Genomic DNA, 21,361 nt, shown 5'->3' on the forward strand with positions numbered 1-21,361 from the left:
GGTCAAACAGGATCAGACGAGCCGGAAACGGCCAAGCTGGTCGCGCGCCCGATGGACCATGCGGGCCAGATCCTCCATCGTCGCGCTGATTTCCTCGGCGGCGGCGGCGTTGCCCTCGCTGCTGGTCCGCAGTTCGGTCAGACGCCGGGCCAACTCCTGCACGGCGGCGGTCTGCTGGGCCATCGCCGCCGAAATCGCCTGGACGGCGGCGCCGCTGTCGCGCGCGGCCTCGGCGATGCGGTCGATGGAGCCGCGCGCCTCGCCCGCCGTCGTCACCCCGTCGCGCACCGTGTGCGCCGATTCGGCGACGATGCCCTCGATGTCGCGCACCGCCAGCGCCGCGTCTTCGGCCAAGCGCCCGATCTGCTGGGCGACGATGCCAAAGCCCATGCCCTGCTCGCCCGCCCGCGCCGCCTCGATCCCGGCGTTCAGCGACAGGATGTGCGTCTTGTCGGCGATGCGGGTGATGGTTCCGGCGATCCGTTCGATGCGGTCATGGGCGTTGGCGATCCGGCCCACGGCGTCGGACAGTTGGGCCAGCTTGCCGCGTCCTTCGTCCGCCAGGGTGGCGGTTGTGGTCGCCAGATCGCGGCCCCGGTTGGCGTTGGCGGCGATGTCCTCCACCGATTGGGCGGTTTGCGTCACCGCCCCGGCGACGGCGGTCAGGCTGACCAACTGCCGATCCGACTCCTCGGCGACCTGCCGGGCGGCGGCCGACGTTTCGGTGGCGGCGACGGCGATCTGTTCGGTGTCGCCCGCGACGTTGCCGATCAACTCGCGCAAACGCTCCAGCCCCCGGTTGACGTTGCCCTTCAGAATGGCGAAATCGCCCTGATAGGATCCGGCGACCGTCGCCGCCAAATCGCCCTCGGCCATCCGTCCGGCCAACGCGCCAACCTCGCCCAACAGGCTGACCAGCGCGTCCAGGCTGCGGTTCATGTTGGCCTTCAGCGCCCGCAAATCGCCGTCGTAATGCCCGGTCATCCGGCCTTTCAGATCGCCGGCGGCCAGAAGCTGCATGACGCCGACCACCTCGTAGAGCGGCTTGGTCAGCGTTTCGATCAGAAGGTTCAACCCGCCGATCAGCGAAGCGTATTCGCCGTGATGCTGGCCCTTTTCGGCGCGGGCGGCGAGCGCCCCGGCCTGGGCGGCGTCCACCAGCGCGCCAAGATCGGCGGCCAGCCCCTTCACGGCGACGATCGTCGCCTCGGTGGCGCGGGCCATCTCGCCGATGTCGTCGGCGCGTTCGGTCATGCCGACCGTCACGTCCAGATCACCCGCGCCGACCTTGCGCAAGCTGCCGGTCAGCCCGGCGACCGGGCGGGAAATCAACATGTCCACCAACCACATGCAGGCCAGCGAAAAACCGATGGCCAGGACCAAGCCAATCACGATGACCGCCCGGCCACGGGCGGCGACCTGCTTCGCCTTCTCGCCCGTTTCTTCGCTGGAAACCTGCTCCATTCGGACCAATTCGGTCAGATCGTCGCTGAAATCCAGAAACAGGCGGGTCGCCTCCACCACCAGCGCGTGGGCGCCCGTGTTTTCGTTCTTCCGCGACAGCGCCAGCGTCTTGTCGCTGCCGGCCAAATAGGTGGCGTAGTCGCGAGCGAAATAGCCGTAGCGCTCCCGCTCCGCCGGGGTTTCGATCAATGGCTCGTAGCGCTTGCGCCATGTTTCGATCTTCGCCCGCAACTGGGTGATCTCAGCGTCAAGCTCCCGCATCTCTTGAGGATCCGTGGCCAGAATATGCCGCAACTCCGCCGCCCGATGATCGCTGGTCGCCGTGTTGATGGCGTTGACCGCCGCCACGGCGGGCAGAATGCGCTGCGTGATTTTATCGACGTCCGTCGTCAACAGGTTCAGCGCGTGCATGGCCGCCCCGCCGAACGCGGCGAACAGCACGATCATCAGCAGGAAGGCCAGACGAAGCTTGGTCTTGATGGTCATGTTTTGGCAATCACGGACGGTTTCGGGGCAGAATCGGGATGGGGCATGGCCGTGGACGCTGGCGGTGGATCGCTCCCACCCCGCCATCCGGTGTCGGCCCAATCCCGCCAGGCCGCCACCAACAGCCGCCGCACCGGCCAAGGCAACTTGCCCGGGGCATGATCCACAGAATCGTCTTTCAAACGCAGCGTCCAGCGCCCGGTGATCGGGTCGCGCCGGGCCGCGTCGAACAACGCCGCGACCACCGGAGGGGCGCCCTGAACGCGCCGCCACGCCGCCGTTCCGCCATCCAGGGCGTGCACGCGATCCACACGCAACGGATGCCGCCGCCAACGACCCGGCCCGACCAGACGCACGCGGTCGGCGGCGCCCGCCGCCTCATCCGTCCCACGTCCGGCGCCCCCGCTCGTCACCTGAGCGACCCGCGCAAGGGGAAGCGCCACGGCCACGCCATCCCGCTCCACCACCAGCCAGCGCGGTTGACCGCCGCCCGAATCGCGCGTCGTCAACGTCGCGGCGGCGGACTCGGTCGCCGCCTCATCCGCCGGAGACCAGCCAAACAAGGGACCGGGATCAACCACCCGCAAAGGCGGGGCGTCGGCGCGCCGCCACCAAACCGACTCCCCGCCATCGGGGTGGCGCACGGAAATCAGGGCGTCCGAGGGGCAGCGCTCCACCCCAATCGCGCGATCAACCAGCAAAGCCGCGCGCTCCCCCGGCGCGTCGCCCCGCAGCACCACCGCGTGCCCAGCCGGTCCCTGCCCGCCGTTGTCGCTTTGCCCGGACAAAGCCCGGCCCGGCAACAACCCGCCGCCGACGGCCACCAGCCACGCAGACGAATCGGGCAGCGGGGCCACCGGCTCGGCCCGTTCGATCCGGTCCAACCGATCCAACCGCAACGCCAACTCGCCGCCGTCCTGGCTCACGCGCAGCAAAGACCGCTCGCCACCCTGCGACGCGCGAACCGAGGAGGGCGCCGATTCGACACGCCCCTCCACGCGAAAGCCGCCGCACCAGGGCAACAATTCGGCAAGCTCCAGGACTGGCGCGTCGTCCTCGCGCGCCCACCGCGCGTCATCAACGCGCAACGCGACATCCCCGATGATCGTCGCCACCACCACGACCACACGCCCACGCCGGGCGGCGCCGGATGCGGCGGCGCCATCCATGCCAAGCCCCAACGCGGCGGCAAGATCGACGCGGACCACAGGGCGATCATTGACGCTGGCCAAGCCCTCGACCCAAGGCGCCGCAATGGGCAAGGGCGTGACCGGCTCAGCTTCGGCGATGGTCCGCACGCTGGCCACCGGCACGGCCCAAACCCGCCCGGCGATCGTCAACCACACGGGCGGCGACGCCGCCGTCAGCGTCGGCCCCGCCCCTGCGGCAGGCCCCCGCGCATCCGAGTCCCCTGTTGCCATCCCCCGCGCCAAGCTTGACCCCGATCACCGTTGCCGCCGGGGAGACAAACCGCCGCCGACGTGTTGAGCGACAGACTAGGGCAACCCACGTCTTATCCAAGCGCAAATTCACGCTGGCCGCGCCGAAAGCCGCCGCCTGTCACCGCCTGTTCACAAAACCCCAACCACGCGCGATCAACGGCGGGTCGTCGCGGTGGGATGCGGGGGAGTGATTGCGGGCGCGAGCGGCGCGCGCGACTGTTTTACCCTTGCCGGTCGAAACCCAATCAATTGGCGTCGCCGCCACATCTTAAAGATGCAGCCAACCGTCATGGGTTTCCCCTATCGACAGCGGTCTGTTCCTGCGTCACCATTACAAAATGGCCGGTTCTGTTCAGAAGCTGCGCCGTCCGATTTCATGGGCTTAGAGTCGTTTGCGCCGTGTCACGCGATCATGAGGCAGCCACCGGGCGGGGTATTCTCTGATGAGCGAACAAGATCATGATGACATCCTCGCCATTATTGAGGATGACGAGCCGACATCCAGCGCGACGCCGCCGGATCGGGTCTGGCGGATGCTTCTGGTCGATGACGACGACGAGGTGCACCTCACCACCGCCTATTCCTTGCAAGGCGTTGAAATTCTTGGCCGCAAGCTGGAGTTGTCGCACGCCCGATCCGGGACGGAGGCGTTGGAGCTGTTGCGCCGCGATTCCGATTTCGCGGTCATCCTGCTCGACGTCGTCATGGAAACGCCCGACGCCGGTTTGCGGCTGGTCCGCATGATCCGCGAAGATCTGGCCTTGAGCAGCCCACGAATCATCCTGCGCACCGGCCAACCCGGCTACGCCCCTGAATTGGCAGTGATTCGCGATTACGACATCAACGACTACCGCACCAAATCGGAACTGACGCGCACCCGGCTGCTGACCTCGCTTTACGCGGCCTTGCGCGCCTACAACCACATCCAGGCGCTGGAAACCAGTCGGCGCGGGCTGGAACAGATCATCGGCGCCTCCGCCGAGCTGTTCCGCCGCAACTCGCTCACCGCCTTTTGCGAAGGCATCCTGATCCAGTTGGGCAGCCTGCTGGACATCGAAGCCAGCGGAATCGTGCTGGCCCGGACCAAACCCGCGCTCAACGGCCTGCGTCACGAGCTGGGAACCGACGAGCCGATCATCCTGGCCGCCGCCGGTCCCTTCCGCCATCTGGCGGGCGCGCCGTTGAGCCAGATCCCCGACGAATCCCTCCAGACGCTGCTGCGGACGACTCTGGAGCAACGGACCAGCATCTTTCAGGATCACGCCACCGTTTTGCACATACGGGGCCGGTCCGGCGACGATCTGGCGATCTTCTTGGCCACCGGCCGCAAGGTTGGGGCGATGGGACGGCAGTTGCTGGAGGTGTTCTCGTCAAACGTGGCCCTGGGATTCGACAACGCGTCGCTGCTCGACCACATCCGGGCGCTGGCCTATTTCGACCCGCTGACCCGCCTGCCCAACCGCACCCTGTTCCAGGACGAGGTCGCCGCCTCCCTGACCCGCCTGCGGTCGGAAGGCGGCGGCAGGTTGGCCATCCTGTTGCTTGATCTCGATCATTTTCAGACCGTCAACGATGGGCTGGGCTACCGCACCGGCGACGCCCTGCTCCAGGCCGTCGCCCTAAGGCTGCATGGCGGCTTCGCCGAAGCGGGGGCCGTCAGCCGCCTGGCGGGCGATCTGTTCGGCGTCCAGGTCCGGCTGCTCAATCCAGGCGACGAAAACATCCTGCTGCGCGCCATCCAACACTGCTTCGCCGAACCTTTCCTAATCGGCGGACACCCGATCACCGTCCGGGTGTCGGGCGGCTACACGTTGGCCGACGCCGCCGAACTGGACGTGAACCGCCAGATTCGTCGGGCCGGGATGGCGTTGAAACGGGCCAAGCGCGACGGGCGCGACCACATCCTGCTGTTCGACAGCGCAATGGAGGACGAGTTGCACCGGCGTCTGTCGCTGGTCAACCGCATCGCCGAGGCGCAATCGACCAATCAATTCTCGCTGATGTACCAGCCGCAGCTCCGCCTGTCCGATGGCGCCGTCATCGGCGCGGAGGCCCTGTTGCGGTGGCGGCGCCCGGATGGGAGTTGGATCCGTCCCGACACCTTCATTCCGGTGGCCGAGGACGCCGGGCACATTGTCTGGTTGGGCGAATGGGTTCTACGCGAAGCCTGCCTGCACTTGGCCAAGTGGCGCCAGCGCGGGCTTGGCCGTCTGCGCATGGCGGTCAACGTGTCCGTTCGCCAGTTGCGCGACGACAAGTTCCTGTCCATGGCCGAACGGGTGCTGAAGGAATGCGGCGTCGATCCGACGGACATTGAACTGGAGATCACCGAAAGCAACGCGATGGAGGACGATCACATCCTGTCGGCGGTGCAGACGCTGCGCAAGATGGGGTTCAGCATCGCCATCGACGATTTCGGCACCGGCTATTCGTCGCTGTCGCGGCTTCAAAAGCTGCCCGCCTCGGTCCTGAAAATCGACCGCTCTTTTGTCATGGACATCGACAACCGCCCGGAAAACCGCTCCATCGCCGCGATGATCGTCAAGGTTGGGCATGAGCTGGGCATGACGGTTCTCGCCGAAGGGGTGGAAAGCCCGACGCAGGAAAACACGCTGCGGGAACTGTCTTGCGATTCCGGGCAGGGCTATCTCTACGCCAAACCTTTGCCTTTCGACGCGCTGGAAGCTTGGCTTCAGAGCCGCAAACTCGCCGCCCCGTAGCGGCAAAACCGGGTCAACCGTTGAGCCAACCGCTGGGTCAGTCGCTGGGTCAGTCGCCCGGAGACGCCTCCGGCGAATGGACCGGCGCGACCCGTGGCAGGGTCATGGCGAAGGTGGTTCCCACCCCAACCCGGCTTTCCACCGTCACGCTGCCGCCCAGCACCCGCGTGACGATGGCGTACACAATGTGCAGACCAAGGCCGCTGCCGCCCGCGCCAAATTTCGTGGTGAAAAAGGGATCGAAAATGCGCGGCAGTATGGTGGCGGGAATCCCCACCCCATCGTCAACCACGCACAGCCGAATCCGGTCGTCGCCCTCGGATTCCTCCAACCTCCGCGCGGACACCCGGATGGAGCCGCCCTCGGCGCCCTCGGCGAAGGCGTGCAGCATGGCGTTGGCGACCAGGTTGGTCAGAATCTGCCCCAAGGCGCCCGGATAGCTGTCCATGACGATGCCCGACGGCAGATCAAGGGTGAAGACCACCGGCGACCGCTTGTAGCTGGGCGCCAGCATGGCGATGATCTCCCCGCACACCACATCCAGCTCGAAGGTCCGGCGCAACTCGCTCGTTTGATCGACCGCCACCCGTTTGAATCGGCCAATCAGTTCGGCGGCGCGCGTCAGATTGCCGACCAGCAGTCGGTTCGCGGTGTTGAAGCTGTCGGAATAGTCGCGCAGCGCCGACCGCCGCAGCTCCTTGCCTTCCAACAGGGCGCGGAACTCGGTGATCTTGTCGCCCAGCGTGGTGGCGACGGTCAGACCGTTGCCAAGCGGCGTGTTGATCTCGTGCGCGATCGCCGCGACCATTCCGCCCAACGCCGCCATATTTTCCGTGCGCACCAGCTCGCTTTGCGCCCGTTGCAAGGTTTCCAGCGCGTCACGCAGTTCCTGGGTGCGTTCGGCGACCGTGCGTTCGATCTCCTCCATCTGGTGGGCTTGGCGTTCGATGAAGCGCAGCCGCTCAGCCTCATGCTCCTTCAGGGTGCCCAGCGCCACCGTCATGCGCCCGACCTCGTCCATCCGCCGAACCACCGGGATCGGCACGTCGACGACTCCGGCGGCCAGCGCCGTCACGCTGCGGGTCATCGCCCGAATCGGCGCGGTGACGCCCCGGACGATCAACGCCAGCAAGCCGCAAATCGCCATCAGCAGACCAAGCCCCATCAGGGCGATGTTGCGGGCGCGCTCCAAAATCGCCGCCTCGGCGCGGGCGGTGGCGAGGCGAAGCTCCAGCGCGCCGATCCGCAGCTCCCCCGGTCCCTGGCGATGGCGCAGCGTCTCATGCGCGACAATCAGGCCCTGTTCGGGCGCGGAGAAATCGCCGAAGGCGGCGAACACCGTGTCATCCTGATCGAGAATCCGCATCCCGGAAAAATCAGGGTCGGTCAGAATTGGTTGCAACACCGCTTCCGCCGCCTTGCGGTCCATGTTCCACAGCGCGTCGCCGGCGCCGCCCGCCAGCAGCGCCACCGTTTGGCGCGCCCGCTCGCTCAAGGCGCGGCGGGCGTCCTGGTCGGAATAGTCGATCGCGACCACCACCGACACCGCGACCACCAGCAGCAACGGGGCGCAGATCAACGCCACCGTGCGGGCCAAGAGACTGCTGTCAAAGAGACTGCGGTCAAAGATGGTCGGCATCCCGGTTCTCCCGATGGCCATTGGCGCGGACGCCCACATGACCACCCGGAGGCCCAGGGGTCAGCGGCGGACGCCCCGCTTGCGATAGCCGCGCCCAACCGGCGCCGGGGCGGGCGCGCCATCGGCAGATTGTGGCCGCAATCGCGACCAATTCCAACGGAGGCTTGTCACTTCGGGCAAGCCGTCGCGCAGCACGGCGACGATGGCCGGGGCCGCGTCAACGCCGACGCCCTCATGGCAGGCGAGCACATTCCAGTTGAGCGTCTTCTGGTCCAAGACTTCGATGGTGAGGCGCATGACACTCCCGTTGGCAATCGACCGAAGGAGGAAAAACCTTACGCGTGAATTGTGACCGTACCGTTTCGATTGTCTGACGATTGAAGGGTACAACCAAGTCCGCCGATCCTTCCACGCCTTTTTCGACCTGGAACTCCACCGTCATCCGCGCTGCCCGGTCCGTGTTGGCGGCCTTGGTCGGCGCCCTTGATGGACAACGGCGCGTGATGCGTCGTCAACAACCTCGCCTCAGCCTCGACCATCGGCAAGGAGACACGAAAACTTTATAAAACCGCCGCAAGAACTCAACAAGCCAAGGGGTAGAAGGGAACGCTGAGGACAGACGGCGCCCGTTTGATCCCAAGGCTTGCGGACATGTCCTGATGACGATTGAGCCAGACAACGGACCAACCGGATCCGGCGCGGCGGCCTTGCCCCTGGACGAGAGCGCCGCCAACGATCATCTGACGATCATCGAAGACGGCCCCAACGACGAATCATCCGAAGCCGACGCGCGATGGCTGCTGTTGATCGTGGACGACGATCCGTCGGTTCACTCCATCACCCGCTTCGCGCTGGAGGATTTTCGCTTCGAGGGGCGGCGTTTGTCCTTCCTCAGCGCCTACAGCGGCGGGGAGGCGAAGGCGATTCTCAGCGACACGCCGGACATCGCCGTGGTCCTGCTCGACGTCGTCATGGAAACCGACGCCGCCGGGTTGGAGGTGGCCGAACACATCCGGGGCCGCCTCGACAACCGCTTCGTCCGCATCATCCTGCGCACCGGCCAGCCGGGGCAGGCCCCCGAACGGGACGTCATCGTCAATTACGACATCAACGACTACAAGGCGAAGAACGAGCTGACGGCGCAAAAGCTGTTCACCGCCGTTCTGGCGGCGCTGCGCGCCTACAACCAGATCGCCGCGTTGGAAATGAGCCGCCGGGGGTTGGAGAAGATTCTCGCCGCCTCGACCACCTTGTACGAACAGCGCTCCGTCGCGCAATTCGTCGATGGCGTGGTGCTGCAAATCCGCTCGATCATTCACGACGCGCAAGGGGCCTTGCTGTGCGCCGTCAGCGGGCGGCATTTCACCGGCGATCTGGACGACGTGCGGGTGGTGGCCGGGGTCGCCCCCTTCGCCTTCCGCTCCGGCGCGCCGATCCGCGCCACCCTGCCCGACGCGGTATGCCGGGAAATCGCCGCCGTGCTGGAGCGGGAGGAGAGCTTCTTCGCCGACGACCGTTGCGTCATCTTCTTCAAGACCGCCAACCATTCGGCCAGCGTCGTCTATCTGTGCGGCCACCGCCCCTTGACGGTGATCGACCGCAAGCTGCTGGAAGTCTTTTGCTCCAAGGTCGCCATCGGGTTCGACAACGCCTATCTGTTCGAGCAGATCACCCACGAAAAGACCCACGACGCCGTCACCGGGCTGTGGAACCGCACGGCCTTCGTCGAGTCCCTCAACGCCCGGTTGGCCGACGTCGATCATCGGACCGAGATGGCGATCTGCGTGCTGGATTGCGACCGCTTCCGCGACGTCAACGAAAGCCTGGGCTATGAGGCGGGCGACCGGCTGCTGGCGACGCTGGCGCGGCGGATCGAATCGGCGCTCGACGATGGCGGCGGCGAGGATGGGGGCGGGGGCGGGGGCGACGTCGCCGCCCGTCTGGGGGCCGACCAGTTCGTCGTGCTCAAGCGCGGCGACCGCGCGGCGCTGGAGATGTGGGCGGAACGGCTGATGGCGGCGGTCGGCGCCTCGCTGATGCTGGATGGCTGCGAGGTGATCCCGTCGATGGCCGCCGGCCTGACCATGGTCAGCGACGACCGGCGGGCCGAGGATTTGATCGCCGACGCCGACCGCGCCATGCGCGGGGCCAAATGGTTGGGCGGCGGGCGCTATGAATTCACCGTCCACCGCCCGCCCTTGAGCGGCGAAGGGCGGTTGATGCTGGTCACGCAGTTGATCCACGCCATCCGCCGCCACGAGTTCGAGCTGTTCTATCAGCCCATCGTCAGCACCGCCGACGGCCATCTGTGCGGGTTCGAGGCGTTGATCCGCTGGCGCCACCCCCATCGCGGCCTGCTGGCGCCCGGCGCCTTCATCGGCGTGGTCGAGGAAACCGGCCTGATCCTGCCGCTGGGCAGTTGGGTGTTGGACCGCGCCGCCCGGCAATTGGCCGAATGGGGGGCCAGCATCCCCGGCGCGGAACGGTTGCAGGTCAGCGTCAACGTGTCGGCCCGCCAATTCATGAATCACGATCTGACCGGCGAGGTCGCGGCGGTGCTGGCCCGCACCGGCTTGGCCCCCGAACGGCTGAAGCTGGAGATCACCGAGAGCCTCATCATGAACGAGCCGGACACCGCCGAACGGCTGTTGCGCGCCCTGAAGGCGTTGGGCGTTCATCTGGCGCTGGATGATTTCGGCACCGGCTATTCCAGCCTCAGCTACCTCGACCGTTTCCCCTTCGACGTGCTGAAGATCGACCGCTCGTTCGTCAAGGCGATGCTGCACCGGCGGGAAACCATGACGGTGGTGCAGGCCATCTGCACTCTGGCCAGCAACCTTGGGATGGAACTGGTCGGCGAAGGGGTGGAGGCCCAGCCGGAAGCCGACGCGCTCGGCGCGCTCGGCTGCCGCTGGTCGCAGGGCTATCTGTTCGGCCGCCCGATGCCCGCCAATGAGGCCGCCGCCCTGATCCACCGCAGCGCGCCGCTGCTGCTGGCCCCCGCCGACTGACGCGCCGCCGACGGACTGACATCCTCAGGGCGCCACCAGCGGCAGCCACGCGACGAAGCGGGCGCCGCCGCCCTCGGCGTCCTCCACCCGGATGCCGCCGCCCAGCCGTTGGGCCAGCAGGTTGTAAACGATGTGCAGGCCAAGCCCGGTGCCGCCCTGCCCGCGCCGGGTGGTGAAAAACGGGTCGAAGACGCGCGGCTGGACGTCCGCCGGAACGCCGCCGCCATTGTCGGCCACCACCAGTTCCAGCGCGTCGCCCGCCAAGGGCGCGACCGTGATCGTCATCCGGCGGGGGCGGTCGTCGCGGAAAGCGTGGGCGACGGCGTTCATCACCAGATTGGTCAGCACCTGCGCGACCGCGCCGGGATAGCTGTCCAGTTCCAGATCGGGCGGACAAGACAGGGCGACGCCCACCGCCTCCTTGCGCAGCCGGGGATTCAGGCTGAGCATCACGTCGTCCAGGCATTGGGCCAGACGAAAGTGACGGCGTTCGTCGCTGGTCTGATCCACCGCGATCTGCTTGAAGCCGGTGATGAGTTCGGACGCGCGGCGGATGTTCGCCTCCATATAATCCGACGCCTCCAGCGCCGCGCCGACGAAACGGTCGATGTCGGTGCGGCGGATGCTGCCGCCGCCCGCCAGCGCGCCGAAACTCTTGGCCCGCTCGCCAAAGGCGGTGGCGGCGGTCAGGGCGGAGCCGATGGGCGTGTTGATCTCATGCGCCACCCCGGCGACCAGCGCGCCCAAGGCCGCCATCTTTTCCGACTGCACCAGGCTGGCCTGCGCCTCGCGCAGATGCTCGTTCGTCGTGGCCAACGAATGGGCGACCGCCTGAAGCAGATCGATGCCGGTGACGATCCCGGCATAGGCCCCGTCCTCGGTCACGATGAATCCGGTGTGCAGCGCCTTGGGGTTTTGCGTGAACAGGCGGCGGCTGACCTCGTCCACCGTCAGGGCGGCGTCAACGATCAAGGGGTCGCGGTCCATCATCTGGGTGATCGGCTTGTGGCCGAACAGGTCGCGGCCATAGCGGGCGGCGAAGCGCGACATAAAGCCCAGCCGGTCGATCAAACCAACCGGACTCCGCCCGCGCAGCACGGCGAAAGCCGGAACGGCGCGGTCCTCTTCAAACAAGCGGGCGACCTGCTTGCCCAGCGTCTCCGGCGGGATGGCCGGGGCGGGGCGCCGCAAGGACCGGACAACGGCCACGTCTCCACCCGCCACCGACATAAGCCTGCCCATCGCCTGATTGACGCCAACGGCGATGGGTAGCAGACGCGCGTTACAGTTTTCCGCGCGGGCGACGACGACATGGACGGCGACGGGGCGGGCGTCGGCGGGGATTCAAACCCTCAACGCCGCCGCGCCTCGGCGGTCAGGCGCGGACCGGCGCTCAACTCCTCCCGACGGCGGGTTCCGAAGCTGGGTTCGACGCGGGTCTCGCGCGGCGCCTCGTCGGCGGGACGTTCGACCGGCGACACGCCGCGACCGCTGCGCCACCAGGCGAAGCCGATTCCCCCCAGCGTCGCCGCCAGCAACCCCATGACGCCATAGCGCAGGCCGCTGGTCATCCAGCCGGGCATCCCGGCGGGACCCATCGCGGGCGGCTCGACCAGCGGAGCCGGTTGCCCCGTGGCGGTCGTCGCCGTGACCGCCGCGCGGGGCGCGGCCAGGGGAACGGGACCATCCGCTGCGGCGGGGTTCACCGGGGTTTCGGCGACGGATCCTTGCGGTTGGGCAGAGCGCGCCGGACTGCTGCCCCCGCTGCTGGACGAGGAGGGCGGCGCCGAACCGAATTGCGCCATGCCGCCGACCGTCTCGTTGCCGCTGTCCACCCGGTGGGTCGGCGCGGCGCGGGGCGTCACCTCCTTCTCACGCGGGGACTGGCCGATCTGGCTTTTCGACAGGCTGCCCATGGTCGGGGCGGCCTTTTTCTCGCGGTCGCCCATCATCCGGGCGGTGGTCGCGGCGTCGAGCTGGCCGGTGGCGGGCAAACCGACCGACTTCTGATAGGCGCTGAGCGCGGCGTGGGTTTGCGCCGTCATCTGGCCGTTGGCCCGACCGCCGATGTCGAACCCCTTTTCCTTCAGAATGGTCTGCGCCCATTGGATGTCGGCGGTCGCGGGTTGCGCCCGCGCCTCCGTCACCCCGGCCAAACAGCCCATCATCGCCGCCGCTGCGGCGACGCCACGCAGCGTCCGCCACCGATCCCCAGACATGCTTCTCCCCTTCCACCCGTGGCGCTCCGCCACGACCGATGCCTGTCAACGGTGTTACCAGATTGCGGCGGCTTTCCGGTCGCGAATTTTGGAACGCCGCCATGTCCGTCGCGCAGCGTTGCCAAAAAAGCGCGCCCATAAATGGAAGGACGGGCCTCCGCGTGCTAGCCTTGGCCCTTGGGGGCTTCGGACAAGGGACAGGGTCATGACCATGGTGAAGTGTGCGGTTCTGCTGGCGGGCGTCGCGCTGCTGGCCGGTTGCGGCGGTCCCCCCTCCTACCGGGAATGGACCGCCAGCAAAGAGGTTCCCAGCGTGGCGTTTGACGAATGCACCGAAGAGGTGGACGTCACCATGCGCCTGCGCGGCTACCCCAACCGCCCGCTGCCGGAAACCCCGCAATTCCAGTACCGCAAGGAAATCTTCGGCCAATGCATGCGGCGCAAGGGCTACACGACGGAGTGACCGCCGCCTACCGCCGCCTCGCCTACCGCCCCGGAGCCGCGTAGCGCAGATAGGCCAGACCGCCGACCAGCAGGCCGATCAGAATCACCGCCAGATAAAAGCGCACCGGCAGCGGCACCCTCTCCTTGCCTTTGGCCGTCGCCGGGCGCGACGGATCGCGCGGCTTGCCTCTGGTCGGCTTGGCGGCGGGGGGCGGCTTGCGGACGCTCTTCTGCGTCGGGTCGTAGAGTTCGATCAGCGTCCAGTTGAACTCCATGCCCTCGTAATTGGCCTCGGCGTTGTAATCCAACTGGATCAGCCGGAAATAGGCGCGCGGGTTGACGCCGATCATCGTCTCGAACCGCGCCTTGGCGTGGGGCAGCTCCTCCCCCACCTCCAGGGTTTTCCAGCCCTTGCCGCGCGCCTTCTGAATCGCGAAGCGGGTGGGGTGGGATGCGGGGGGAGCGGCCATGATCGGGACCGGAGCGTCGCGGCGGGTCAAAGAGCGGAAGCGCACTCTAGAGCGGATCGCGCGAAACCGGAATCGGTTTGACGCGCGAATCCGTCCGATCAACAAAGACGCACAGCGCCCGCCATGACAGGATCGCCGCACCATGCGCGTTCAAACCATCCTCGCCCATCCCCTGCCCGACAGCTTCGCCGCCGCCGTTCAACGCGCCGCCGCCACCGCTCTGCGCGCCAGCGGCCATGAGGTGGTGGAAACCGACCTGTACGCCGAGGGATTCGCCCCGGCCCTGACCCGCGCCGAACGGACGGGCTATTTCGCCCCGGATTATGATTGGTCCGCCGTCGCCCCGCTGGTCGAGCGGCTGCGCTGGGCCGAAGGGCTGGCGCTGGTCTATCCCCATTGGTGGTTCGACCAACCGGCGATCCTGAAGGGGTATTTTGATCGGGTGTGGGCGCCCGGCGTCGCCTTTCGCCATGACCGCGCGGGCGGACGGATCCTGCCGCTGTTGACCCACCTGCGCCACGTCGCCGTGCTGACCAGCTTTGGCTCGCCCTGGTGGCTGGCGGAGCTTTACATGCGCAACCCGGCTCGCCGCATTCTGAAGAAGGGCGTTTTGACCGCCTGCGCCCCGCAGGCGCGGTTTCATTATCAGGCGCTCTACGACATGGACCGGGCGACCGACGCGGCGCGGGCGCGCCACCTGGGCCGGGTGGACGCGCTGATGCGGCGGCTGTGACGCCGGTCAGGCCGTCGGCACGGCGTTCTTGCGGATGACCTTGGCGTACCAGTCGTAGCTGGCCTTGGGCTTGCGGGCCATCGTCTTGCGGTCCACCTGGACCAGTCCGAAATGGCGGCGGTAGCCCTCCGCCCATTCAAAATTGTCCAGCAGGGTCCAGACCAGCCAGCCCTTGACGTTGGCCCCCTCGTCCATCGCCTTGCGGGCGGCGAGCAGATGGTCGCGCAGGAAGGCGATGCGGTCGCCATCCTCGACCCGACCGGAGAGGCCGACGCTGTCGACGTAATCAGCGCCGTTTTCGGTGATGTAGACCGGGGGATTCCCGTAGCTTTCCTGCAACTCGCCAAGGATTTCCGCCAACCCGTCCGGTTCAAACGGCCATTCCATGGCGGTGCGCCGCGTTCCTTCCGGGGGCGAGCCGTAGCCGGTGCCGAACAGCCCCTGCGGGTCGGGCTGCTGGTGCATCCGGCTGTAGTAATTGACCCCCAGGAAATCGAGCGGCTGGCGGATCGCCTCCAGATCGCCGGGCTTGGCGATGGCGGCGAACTCGGCCTCCAACTCCTCGGGGTAACGGCCCTTGAACAGCGGGTCGAGGCAGGAGCGGTTCCACACCGCGTCCCACATCTTCGACGCTGCGTAATTGGCGTCCAGCCCGCCGACCGGCCAGGAGGGTTGCAGCGACAGCACGGTGCCGAGCCGCCAGCCCTTGCCGCCGCCAACCGCGCGCAGGGCCGCCAGCGCCTTGCCCTGCGCCAAATTTTGATGATGAATCGCCGTCAAGCAATTTGTCCGCCCGGTGACGCCCGGCGCGTGCAGGCCAACGCCATAACCGAAGATGGCGACCACCGACGGCTCGTTCAGCATGGTCCAGCTTTTCGCCCGATCACCCAACCGGGCGGCCACGGTCAGCGCGTAGTCGGCGAACCACGCGGCGCTGTCGCGGTTCAGCCAGCCGCCCTTGTCTTGCAGGGCTTGCGGCAAATCCCAATGGAACAGGCAGGGCCACGGCTCGATCCCACGGGCCAGCAGCGAATCGGTCAGGCGGTCGTAGAAATCCAACCCCTTTTGATTGACCGCCCCAATCCCCTGCGGCAGCACGCGCGGCCAGGCGATGGAAAAGCGGTAGGCCCGCATCCCCGCCTGGGCCATCAGATCCACATCCTCCTGAAAGCGGTGGTAGTGGTCGCAAGCCATGTCGCCGGTGTCGCCGTTGGCGACGCGGCCAAAGCTGTGGCTGAACGTGTCCCACACGCTGGGGCCGCGCCCATCCTCCGCCACCGCCCCTTCGATCTGATAGGCGGAGGTCGAGCAGCCCCACAGGAAACCTTCGGGAAAGACCGTCGCCGGAACGGCGCCGGGAGCGGCCAGAACCCGCGCCCCGCCGCCCGCCGACGCCAGGGTCGCCGTCGCCGCCGCCACTTTCAGGAACGTCCGCCGCCGCATCACACCGTCACTCCACCATAGCCCCACGCGCGCGCCGTTCTTTGGCCGCCGTCCCGCCGCGCACTCTAAGCCGCGCGGCGGCTTTCGCAACGGATGGATTGACGCGATCTTAATTATAGGACTATAAGCTTAATAATCAACGCCACCCATGCGCCCGCAGGCTCCCGCCCTGCGGGCGTTTTTCGTTTCCACTTGCCCTCTGCGGAGCGAGCCAGCCATGCCGACCTTTTTGCCGCGCGACGAAGATTTTCATCCTATCCCCGCCCTGCGCCTGAAGCCGGGCGGCGCCCACGCCATCCCGGTGGGCGACAGCAGCGCCCGCAACGCCGCCGCCTTCGCCGCCGACACCCGCGTGATCGCAGTGCACAGCGACGTTCCCGCCTTTCTGCGCAGCGGCGACGCGGCGGTCAGCGCCAGCGCGTCCGACCATTTCCTGCCCGCCGGGACCTATCTCTATCTGTCGGTCGGCGATAACCGGCAGAGCGTCCGCCACACCCACATCGCCGCGTTGGCCGCCGATTCGGCGCCCGGCACCCTCCATGTCTCCGAGATGGAGTGAGCGCCATGCTGATCCGTCTTGGTCGGGGGCTGGCCCCGCTGGCCGCCCGCCTGTGGCGCGTCGTTCTGCTGACCAGCCAGTCCGGCGCCCGCCTGTCCACCGAATCCGGTTTTCCCCTGCGCGCGGAGTGATCCCATGCCCGCCTTGCCCATCAGCCAGCTTCCCGCCAGCGCCGCCCTGACCGGCGTTGAGCTGCTTCCCGCCGTGCAGGACGGCGCCACCGTCCGCGCCACCGTGGCGCAACTGCGCGCCGGTCTGGCCGAAAGCGCCCACGCCCACACGCAGGCCGACGTCACCGGCCTGCCCGCCGCGCTGGCCAGCAAACGCGCGGTCGGTCGGCGCGGCCTGTGGCTTCCCGCCGCCGCGCTCAACGCCCCAGCCAGCGGCGGCGCGGTCGCCGGATCGACGGACGGCCCATCCCACGGGGTGATCCTGCGCTCATTCGACTTCCCCGCCGACGCGGTGACGACGGCCCAGGCGCTGATCGCCCTGCCGAAAGCCTGGAACCGGGGAAGCGTGACCGTCCAACCCCTGTGGACCGCCAGCGGCGGAGTCGGATCCGTGGTCTGGTCGGTCGGCGGCGTGGCGCTTGGCGACGGCGACGGGCTGGACGCCGCGAGCGGCGCGCCTGTGACCTTGACCGACGCCCTGACCACCGCCGACGTCCTGCACGCCGCCCCGGAAAGCCCGGCGATCACGCTGGCCGGAACCCCGACGGCGGACGGGCTGACGTTGCTGACCATCGCCCGCGCGACCGAAGACCCCGCCGACACGCTGGACGCGCCGGCCCGGCTGCTGGGGCTGCGGGTTTTCTACACAGTGGATGCGGCCAGCGACGATTGAACCGTTTGACGATGATCGACGCCGACGCGCGCCGTCGCCATAGGCGGCGCCCGTCGGCTGCGGTATAGTCGCGTTCATGAACGGACTTTTCCCTATCCTCATGATCGTGGCGATGCTGGCGGTGGTCGGCTCGCTGTTCGTCGGTCTTTTCTTTATGGCGCGCGGCGGCGGGGGCGACCCGCGACGCTCCAACAAGGTCATGCGCGTGCGCGTGGCCTTGCAGGGGCTGGCCCTGCTGCTGTTCGTCATCGCCATGATGACCCAAGGATAAAGCGGCCATGGTCAGTCTGACCCGGATCTACACGCGCGGCGGCGACGCCGGGGAAACCTCGCTTGGCGACGGCTCCCGTGTGCCCAAGCATGACCGCCGCGTCGCCGCCTATGGCACGGTGGACGAGGCGAACGCCGCCATCGGCCTCGCCCGCCTGCACACCAAGGACCAGCCCGCCATCGACGCGATGCTGGGCCGCATCCAGAACGACCTGTTCGATCTGGGCGCCGACCTCTGCACCCCGGAGGAGCCGGAGCCGAAATACCCCCCTCTTCGCGTCCTTCAGTCGCAGGTGGACCGGCTGGAGGCGGAAATCGACGCGATGAACGCCGATCTGGCTCCGCTGAAATCCTTCATCCTGCCCGGCGGCTCCCCCGCCGCCGCGCATCTGCATCTGGCCCGCACCATCGCCCGCCGGGCCGAACGGCTGATGACCGATCTGGCGCGGCACGAGCCGGTGACGCCCGCCGCGCTGAAATACGTCAACCGGCTGTCCGACCACCTGTTCGTTTTGGGCCGTGTGGTGAACGACAACGGCGCCAGCGATGTGTTGTGGGTTCCCGGCGCCAACCGTTGAGGCGACGAACGCCCAACGCTTGGGCGACATTGACAGTGGAAACGGCAAATCCTATGGTCCGTTCGCAACCACAGCAATTTTTCGCGGTGTTCGCCCCAAAAGGCGCGCGCATAACCAGTCAGGGTGGGTTATGAAAGTTCTCGTCCCCGTCAAGCGAGTGGTCGATTACAACGTCAAAATCCGCGTCAAGGCGGACGGCAGCGGCGTCGAAACCGCCAACGTGAAGATGAGCATGAACCCCTTCGACGAAATCGCCGTCGAAGAGGCGGTTCGTCTGAAGGAAGCCGGGAAGGCGACCGAAATCATTGCTGTGTCGATCGGCCCCGCCACCGCCCAAGAGACCTTGCGCACCGCGCTGGCCATGGGCGCGGACCGCGCCATTCTGGTCCAGACCGACGCGGAAACCCAGCCGCTGGGCGTCGCCAAGGCGCTGAAGGCCCTGGTGGAGCGGGAAGGCCCGACGCTGGTCATCCTTGGCAAGCAGGCCATCGACGATGATTGCAACCAGACCGGCCAGATGCTGGCCGCGCTGTTGGGCTGGGGTCAGGGAACCTTCGCCTCGAAAATCGTTCCCGGCGAGGGCGTGGTCGCCGTCACCCGCGAGATCGACGGCGGTCTGGAAACGGTGAACCTCAAGCTTCCGGCCATCGTCACCGCCGATCTGCGCCTGAACGAGCCGCGCTACGCCTCGCTGCCCAACATCATGAAGGCGAAGAAGAAGCCGCTGGAAACCGTCACGCCGGACGCCTTGGGCGTGGACGTGGCGCCGCGACTGACCACGCTGAAGGTGGTGGAACCGGCCAAGCGCAGCGCTGGCGTGAAGGTCGCCGACGTCGCCGCCCTGGTTGACAAGCTGAAGAACGAAGCGCGGGTGATCTGATTATGGCCATTCTCGTCATTGCCGACCACGACAACGCGGCCCTCAAGCCCGCAACCCTCAACGCCGTCACCGCCGCCACGAAGATCGGTGGAGACATCCACATCCTGGTCGCGGGCAAGGGCGCGCGGAGCGTCGCGGACGCCGCCGCCGCCGTCGCCGGGGTGAGCAAGGTCCTGCTGGCCGACGACGCGGCTTATGAGCACCAGTTGCCCGAAGACGTCGCCCCGCTGGTCGTCTCGCTCGCCAAGGGCGGTTACGGCCATGTGCTGGCCGCCGCGACCTCCGTCGGCAAGAATCTGTTGCCGCGCGTCGCCGCTTTGCTCGACGTCGCCGCGATTTCCGACATCACCGGCGTGGTTTCGGCGGACAGCTTTGAACGCCCGATCTACGCGGGCAACGCCATCGCCACCGTCCAAAGCAAGGATGCGGTGAAGGTCGTCACCGTGCGCGGCACGGCTTTTGACAGCGCCGCCGCCACCGGCGGTTCGGCGTCGGTCGACTCCGTCGCCTCGGTCGGCGCCGCTGGCCTGTCCAGCTTCGTTTCGGCGGAGTTGACCAAGTCGGAGCGTCCCGAGCTGACCGCCGCCCGCGTCGTGGTGTCGGGTGGACGCGGCATGCAGTCGGGCGAGAATTTCCCGCTGCTGGAGGCGTTGGCCGACACGCTGGGCGCCGCCGTCGGCGCCAGCCGCGCCGCCGTGGACGCCGGGTTCGTTCCCAACGACTATCAGGTCGGCCAGACCGGCAAGATCGTCGCGCCGGAGCTGTACATCGCCGTCGGCATTTCCGGCGCGATCCAGCATCTGGCCGGGATGAAGGACAGCAAGGTCATCGTCGCCATCAACAAGGATGAGGAAGCGCCGATCTTCCAGGTCGCCGATTACGGTCTGGTCGCCGACCTGTTCAAGGCGGTGCCGGAGCTGACGGCGGCGCTGAAGGCGTCCTAACCGGCGCGGTCGATCCTCGGTCCACCCATCCTCATCCCTTCGGGAAAGCCCAATGTCCACGATCAAGAAGATTGGTATCATCGGCGCCGGCCAGATGGGCAGCGGCATCGCCCAAGTCTGCGCGCAGGCGGGCTATGATGTGAGCGTTTCCGATCTGAACGAGCAGGTTCTGGAGAAATCCCTCGCCGGGATCACCCGCAACCTCGACCGTCAGGTTCAGAAAGGCAAACTCAGCGAGGCCGACAAGGCCGCCGCGCTGGGCCGCATCGCCACCGCCACCGACCTGTCGATCTTCGCCGATTCCGATCTGGTGATCGAGGCCGCGACCGAAAATGAAGCGCTCAAGCGCGACATTCTCAAGAAGCTGGTGCCCCATCTGAAGCCCGAGGCGCTGATCGCGACGAACACCTCGTCGATCTCGATCACCCGGTTGGCCGCGTCCACCGACCGACCGGCCAAGTTCATCGGCATGCATTTCATGAACCCGGTGCCGGTCATGCAGTTGGTCGAACTCATCCGTGGCATCGCCACGGACGAGCCGACCTTCAACGCGGTGATGGAACTGACCGAAGCCATCGGCAAAACCGCCGCCGTGGCCGAGGATTTCCCCGCCTTCATCGTCAACCGCATCCTGCTGCCGATGATAAACGAGGCCGTTTACACCCTGTATGAGGGCGTCGGCGGCGTCGAGGCCATCGACACCGCGCTGAAGCTGGGGGCCAACCACCCGATGGGGCCGCTGGAACTGGCGGATTTCATCGGTCTGGACACCTGCCTGGCCGTCATGCAGGTGCTCTATGAAGGCTTGGCCGACAGCAAGTACCGCCCCTGCCCGCTTCTGGTGAAGTATGTCGAGGCGGGCTGGATCGGCAAAAAATTTGGCCGTGGATTCTACGACTACTCGCAGACCCCGCCGGTCCCGACTCGCTGATCCGTCGCTTGCTCGACAAAAGGCCCGCTCCGGCGTCTCCGGGGCGGGCCTTTTTGTTCGGTCTCAAAAAGGAAACGGCCAAGCGGGGAGCCGCTTGGCCGTAAGTTAGCCTCTGCCAGGAGAGCGAAAGAGGCGAACGCACTCGGGGGAACGAGCACGCCGGGACGCCCCATCACGGCGGGATGGAGAACACCGCGACGGGGCGGAAGGCGTCAAATCACCAGAAGAAACCGCCGCTTAGAAAGCGAGATCGGTGCGGGCGAGGAAGATGTTGCCCTTGTCGCT

20 protein-coding genes are annotated in these 21,361 nt (G+C 67.3%); 12 read left to right on the forward strand and 8 right to left on the reverse strand.

The features are described from left to right. Positions 1 to 12: 12 nt before the first annotated feature. Both ACODS4_RS17890 and ACODS4_RS17895 read right to left on the reverse strand, forming a co-directional pair. Positions 13 to 1,950, reverse strand: a complete 1,938-nt coding sequence (locus ACODS4_RS17890) for a methyl-accepting chemotaxis protein (protein ID WP_488866037.1) — start codon at positions 1,948 to 1,950, stop codon at positions 13 to 15. Further along, complete coding sequence (locus ACODS4_RS17895; RefSeq protein ID WP_488866039.1) at positions 1,947 to 3,296, reverse strand: chemotaxis protein CheW; 1,350 nt, start codon at positions 3,294 to 3,296, stop codon at positions 1,947 to 1,949. The genes ACODS4_RS17890 and ACODS4_RS17895 overlap by 4 nt, the downstream gene beginning before the upstream one ends. A 539-nt stretch (positions 3,297 to 3,835) precedes the next feature. On the opposite strand from ACODS4_RS17895, the gene ACODS4_RS17900 reads away from it, so the two are divergent. Then, positions 3,836 to 6,112, forward strand: a complete 2,277-nt coding sequence (locus tag ACODS4_RS17900) for a GGDEF/EAL domain-containing response regulator (RefSeq protein ID WP_488866041.1) — start codon at positions 3,836 to 3,838, stop codon at positions 6,110 to 6,112. A gap of 49 nt (positions 6,113 to 6,161) precedes the next feature. Here ACODS4_RS17900 and ACODS4_RS17905 read toward each other — a convergent pair whose 3' ends face one another. Next, positions 6,162 to 7,751 carry a sensor histidine kinase gene (locus tag ACODS4_RS17905; protein WP_488866043.1) on the reverse strand — a complete coding sequence of 530 codons (1,590 nt, stop codon included), beginning with the start codon at positions 7,749 to 7,751 and terminating at the stop codon, positions 6,162 to 6,164. Between the two features lie 60 nt (positions 7,752 to 7,811). Next, a complete protein-coding gene (locus ACODS4_RS17910) occupies positions 7,812 to 8,048 on the reverse strand; it encodes a hypothetical protein (protein WP_488866045.1) in 237 nt (78 codons plus the stop codon). A gap of 362 nt (positions 8,049 to 8,410) precedes the next feature. On the opposite strand from ACODS4_RS17910, the gene ACODS4_RS17915 reads away from it, so the two are divergent. Further along, complete coding sequence (locus ACODS4_RS17915; protein ID WP_488866047.1) at positions 8,411 to 10,762, forward strand: GGDEF/EAL domain-containing response regulator; 2,352 nt, start codon at positions 8,411 to 8,413, stop codon at positions 10,760 to 10,762. 24 nt (positions 10,763 to 10,786) lie between these two features. Here the strand turns inward: ACODS4_RS17915 and ACODS4_RS17920 are convergent, their stop codons facing one another. Both ACODS4_RS17920 and ACODS4_RS17925 read right to left on the reverse strand, forming a co-directional pair. Next, positions 10,787 to 11,971: a sensor histidine kinase gene (locus ACODS4_RS17920; RefSeq protein WP_488866049.1), complete on the reverse strand. Its 1,185-nt coding sequence runs from the start codon at positions 11,969 to 11,971 to the stop codon at positions 10,787 to 10,789. A 143-nt stretch (positions 11,972 to 12,114) separates the two neighbouring features. Beyond that, the gene (locus tag ACODS4_RS17925; RefSeq protein WP_488866051.1) at positions 12,115 to 12,981 is read right to left on the reverse strand and encodes a peptidoglycan-binding domain-containing protein; all 867 of its coding nucleotides are present in this window, start codon (positions 12,979 to 12,981) and stop codon (positions 12,115 to 12,117) included. 205 nt (positions 12,982 to 13,186) lie between these two features. Between ACODS4_RS17925 and ACODS4_RS17930 the strand changes: the two genes are divergently transcribed. Beyond that, entirely contained in the window at positions 13,187 to 13,444 is a 258-nt protein-coding gene (locus ACODS4_RS17930; protein ID WP_488866053.1) for a hypothetical protein, read from the forward strand. 22 nt (positions 13,445 to 13,466) lie between these two features. On the opposite strand, the gene ACODS4_RS17935 is transcribed toward ACODS4_RS17930, so the two are convergent. Continuing rightward, entirely contained in the window at positions 13,467 to 13,895 is a 429-nt protein-coding gene (locus ACODS4_RS17935) for a hypothetical protein (protein ID WP_488866055.1), read from the reverse strand. A gap of 142 nt (positions 13,896 to 14,037) precedes the next feature. Here ACODS4_RS17935 and ACODS4_RS17940 point away from each other — a divergent pair, with 142 nt between their 5' ends. After that, positions 14,038 to 14,628 (forward strand): NAD(P)H-dependent oxidoreductase, encoded by a 591-nt coding sequence (locus ACODS4_RS17940; RefSeq protein WP_488866056.1) that lies wholly within the window; start codon positions 14,038 to 14,040, stop codon positions 14,626 to 14,628. A 6-nt stretch (positions 14,629 to 14,634) separates the two neighbouring features. Here ACODS4_RS17940 and ACODS4_RS17945 read toward each other — a convergent pair whose 3' ends face one another. Next, complete coding sequence (locus ACODS4_RS17945; RefSeq protein WP_488866058.1) at positions 14,635 to 16,071, reverse strand: GH1 family beta-glucosidase; 1,437 nt, start codon at positions 16,069 to 16,071, stop codon at positions 14,635 to 14,637. Between the two features lie 217 nt (positions 16,072 to 16,288). On the opposite strand from ACODS4_RS17945, the gene ACODS4_RS17950 reads away from it, so the two are divergent. From ACODS4_RS17950 to ACODS4_RS17985, 8 genes are all read left to right on the forward strand, one after another. Next, positions 16,289 to 16,630 (forward strand): hypothetical protein, encoded by a 342-nt coding sequence (locus ACODS4_RS17950; protein WP_488866060.1) that lies wholly within the window; start codon positions 16,289 to 16,291, stop codon positions 16,628 to 16,630. Positions 16,631 to 16,635: 5 nt separating this feature from the next. Then, on the forward strand, positions 16,636 to 16,761 hold the full coding sequence (locus ACODS4_RS17955; protein WP_274379630.1) for a hypothetical protein: 126 nt from the start codon (positions 16,636 to 16,638) through the stop codon (positions 16,759 to 16,761). A gap of 4 nt (positions 16,762 to 16,765) precedes the next feature. Beyond that, positions 16,766 to 17,473, forward strand: a complete 708-nt coding sequence (locus ACODS4_RS17960) for a hypothetical protein (protein WP_488866062.1) — start codon at positions 16,766 to 16,768, stop codon at positions 17,471 to 17,473. Between the two features lie 76 nt (positions 17,474 to 17,549). Beyond that, the gene (locus ACODS4_RS17965; protein WP_488866064.1) at positions 17,550 to 17,744 is read left to right on the forward strand and encodes a twin transmembrane helix small protein; all 195 of its coding nucleotides are present in this window, start codon (positions 17,550 to 17,552) and stop codon (positions 17,742 to 17,744) included. A 7-nt stretch (positions 17,745 to 17,751) separates the two neighbouring features. Continuing rightward, the gene (locus tag ACODS4_RS17970; protein ID WP_119831130.1) at positions 17,752 to 18,321 is read left to right on the forward strand and encodes a cob(I)yrinic acid a,c-diamide adenosyltransferase; all 570 of its coding nucleotides are present in this window, start codon (positions 17,752 to 17,754) and stop codon (positions 18,319 to 18,321) included. Between the two features lie 130 nt (positions 18,322 to 18,451). Continuing rightward, positions 18,452 to 19,201 carry an electron transfer flavoprotein subunit beta/FixA family protein gene (locus ACODS4_RS17975; RefSeq protein WP_488866067.1) on the forward strand — a complete coding sequence of 250 codons (750 nt, stop codon included), beginning with the start codon at positions 18,452 to 18,454 and terminating at the stop codon, positions 19,199 to 19,201. Positions 19,202 to 19,203: 2 nt separating this feature from the next. Continuing rightward, on the forward strand, positions 19,204 to 20,145 hold the full coding sequence (locus tag ACODS4_RS17980; RefSeq protein ID WP_488866069.1) for an electron transfer flavoprotein subunit alpha/FixB family protein: 942 nt from the start codon (positions 19,204 to 19,206) through the stop codon (positions 20,143 to 20,145). Between the two features lie 52 nt (positions 20,146 to 20,197). Then, positions 20,198 to 21,076 (forward strand): 3-hydroxybutyryl-CoA dehydrogenase, encoded by an 879-nt coding sequence (locus ACODS4_RS17985; RefSeq protein WP_488866071.1) that lies wholly within the window; start codon positions 20,198 to 20,200, stop codon positions 21,074 to 21,076. Positions 21,077 to 21,361 lie beyond the last annotated feature (285 nt).

The sequence above is a fragment of the Azospirillum sp. FG154 genome (assembly GCF_057809575.1).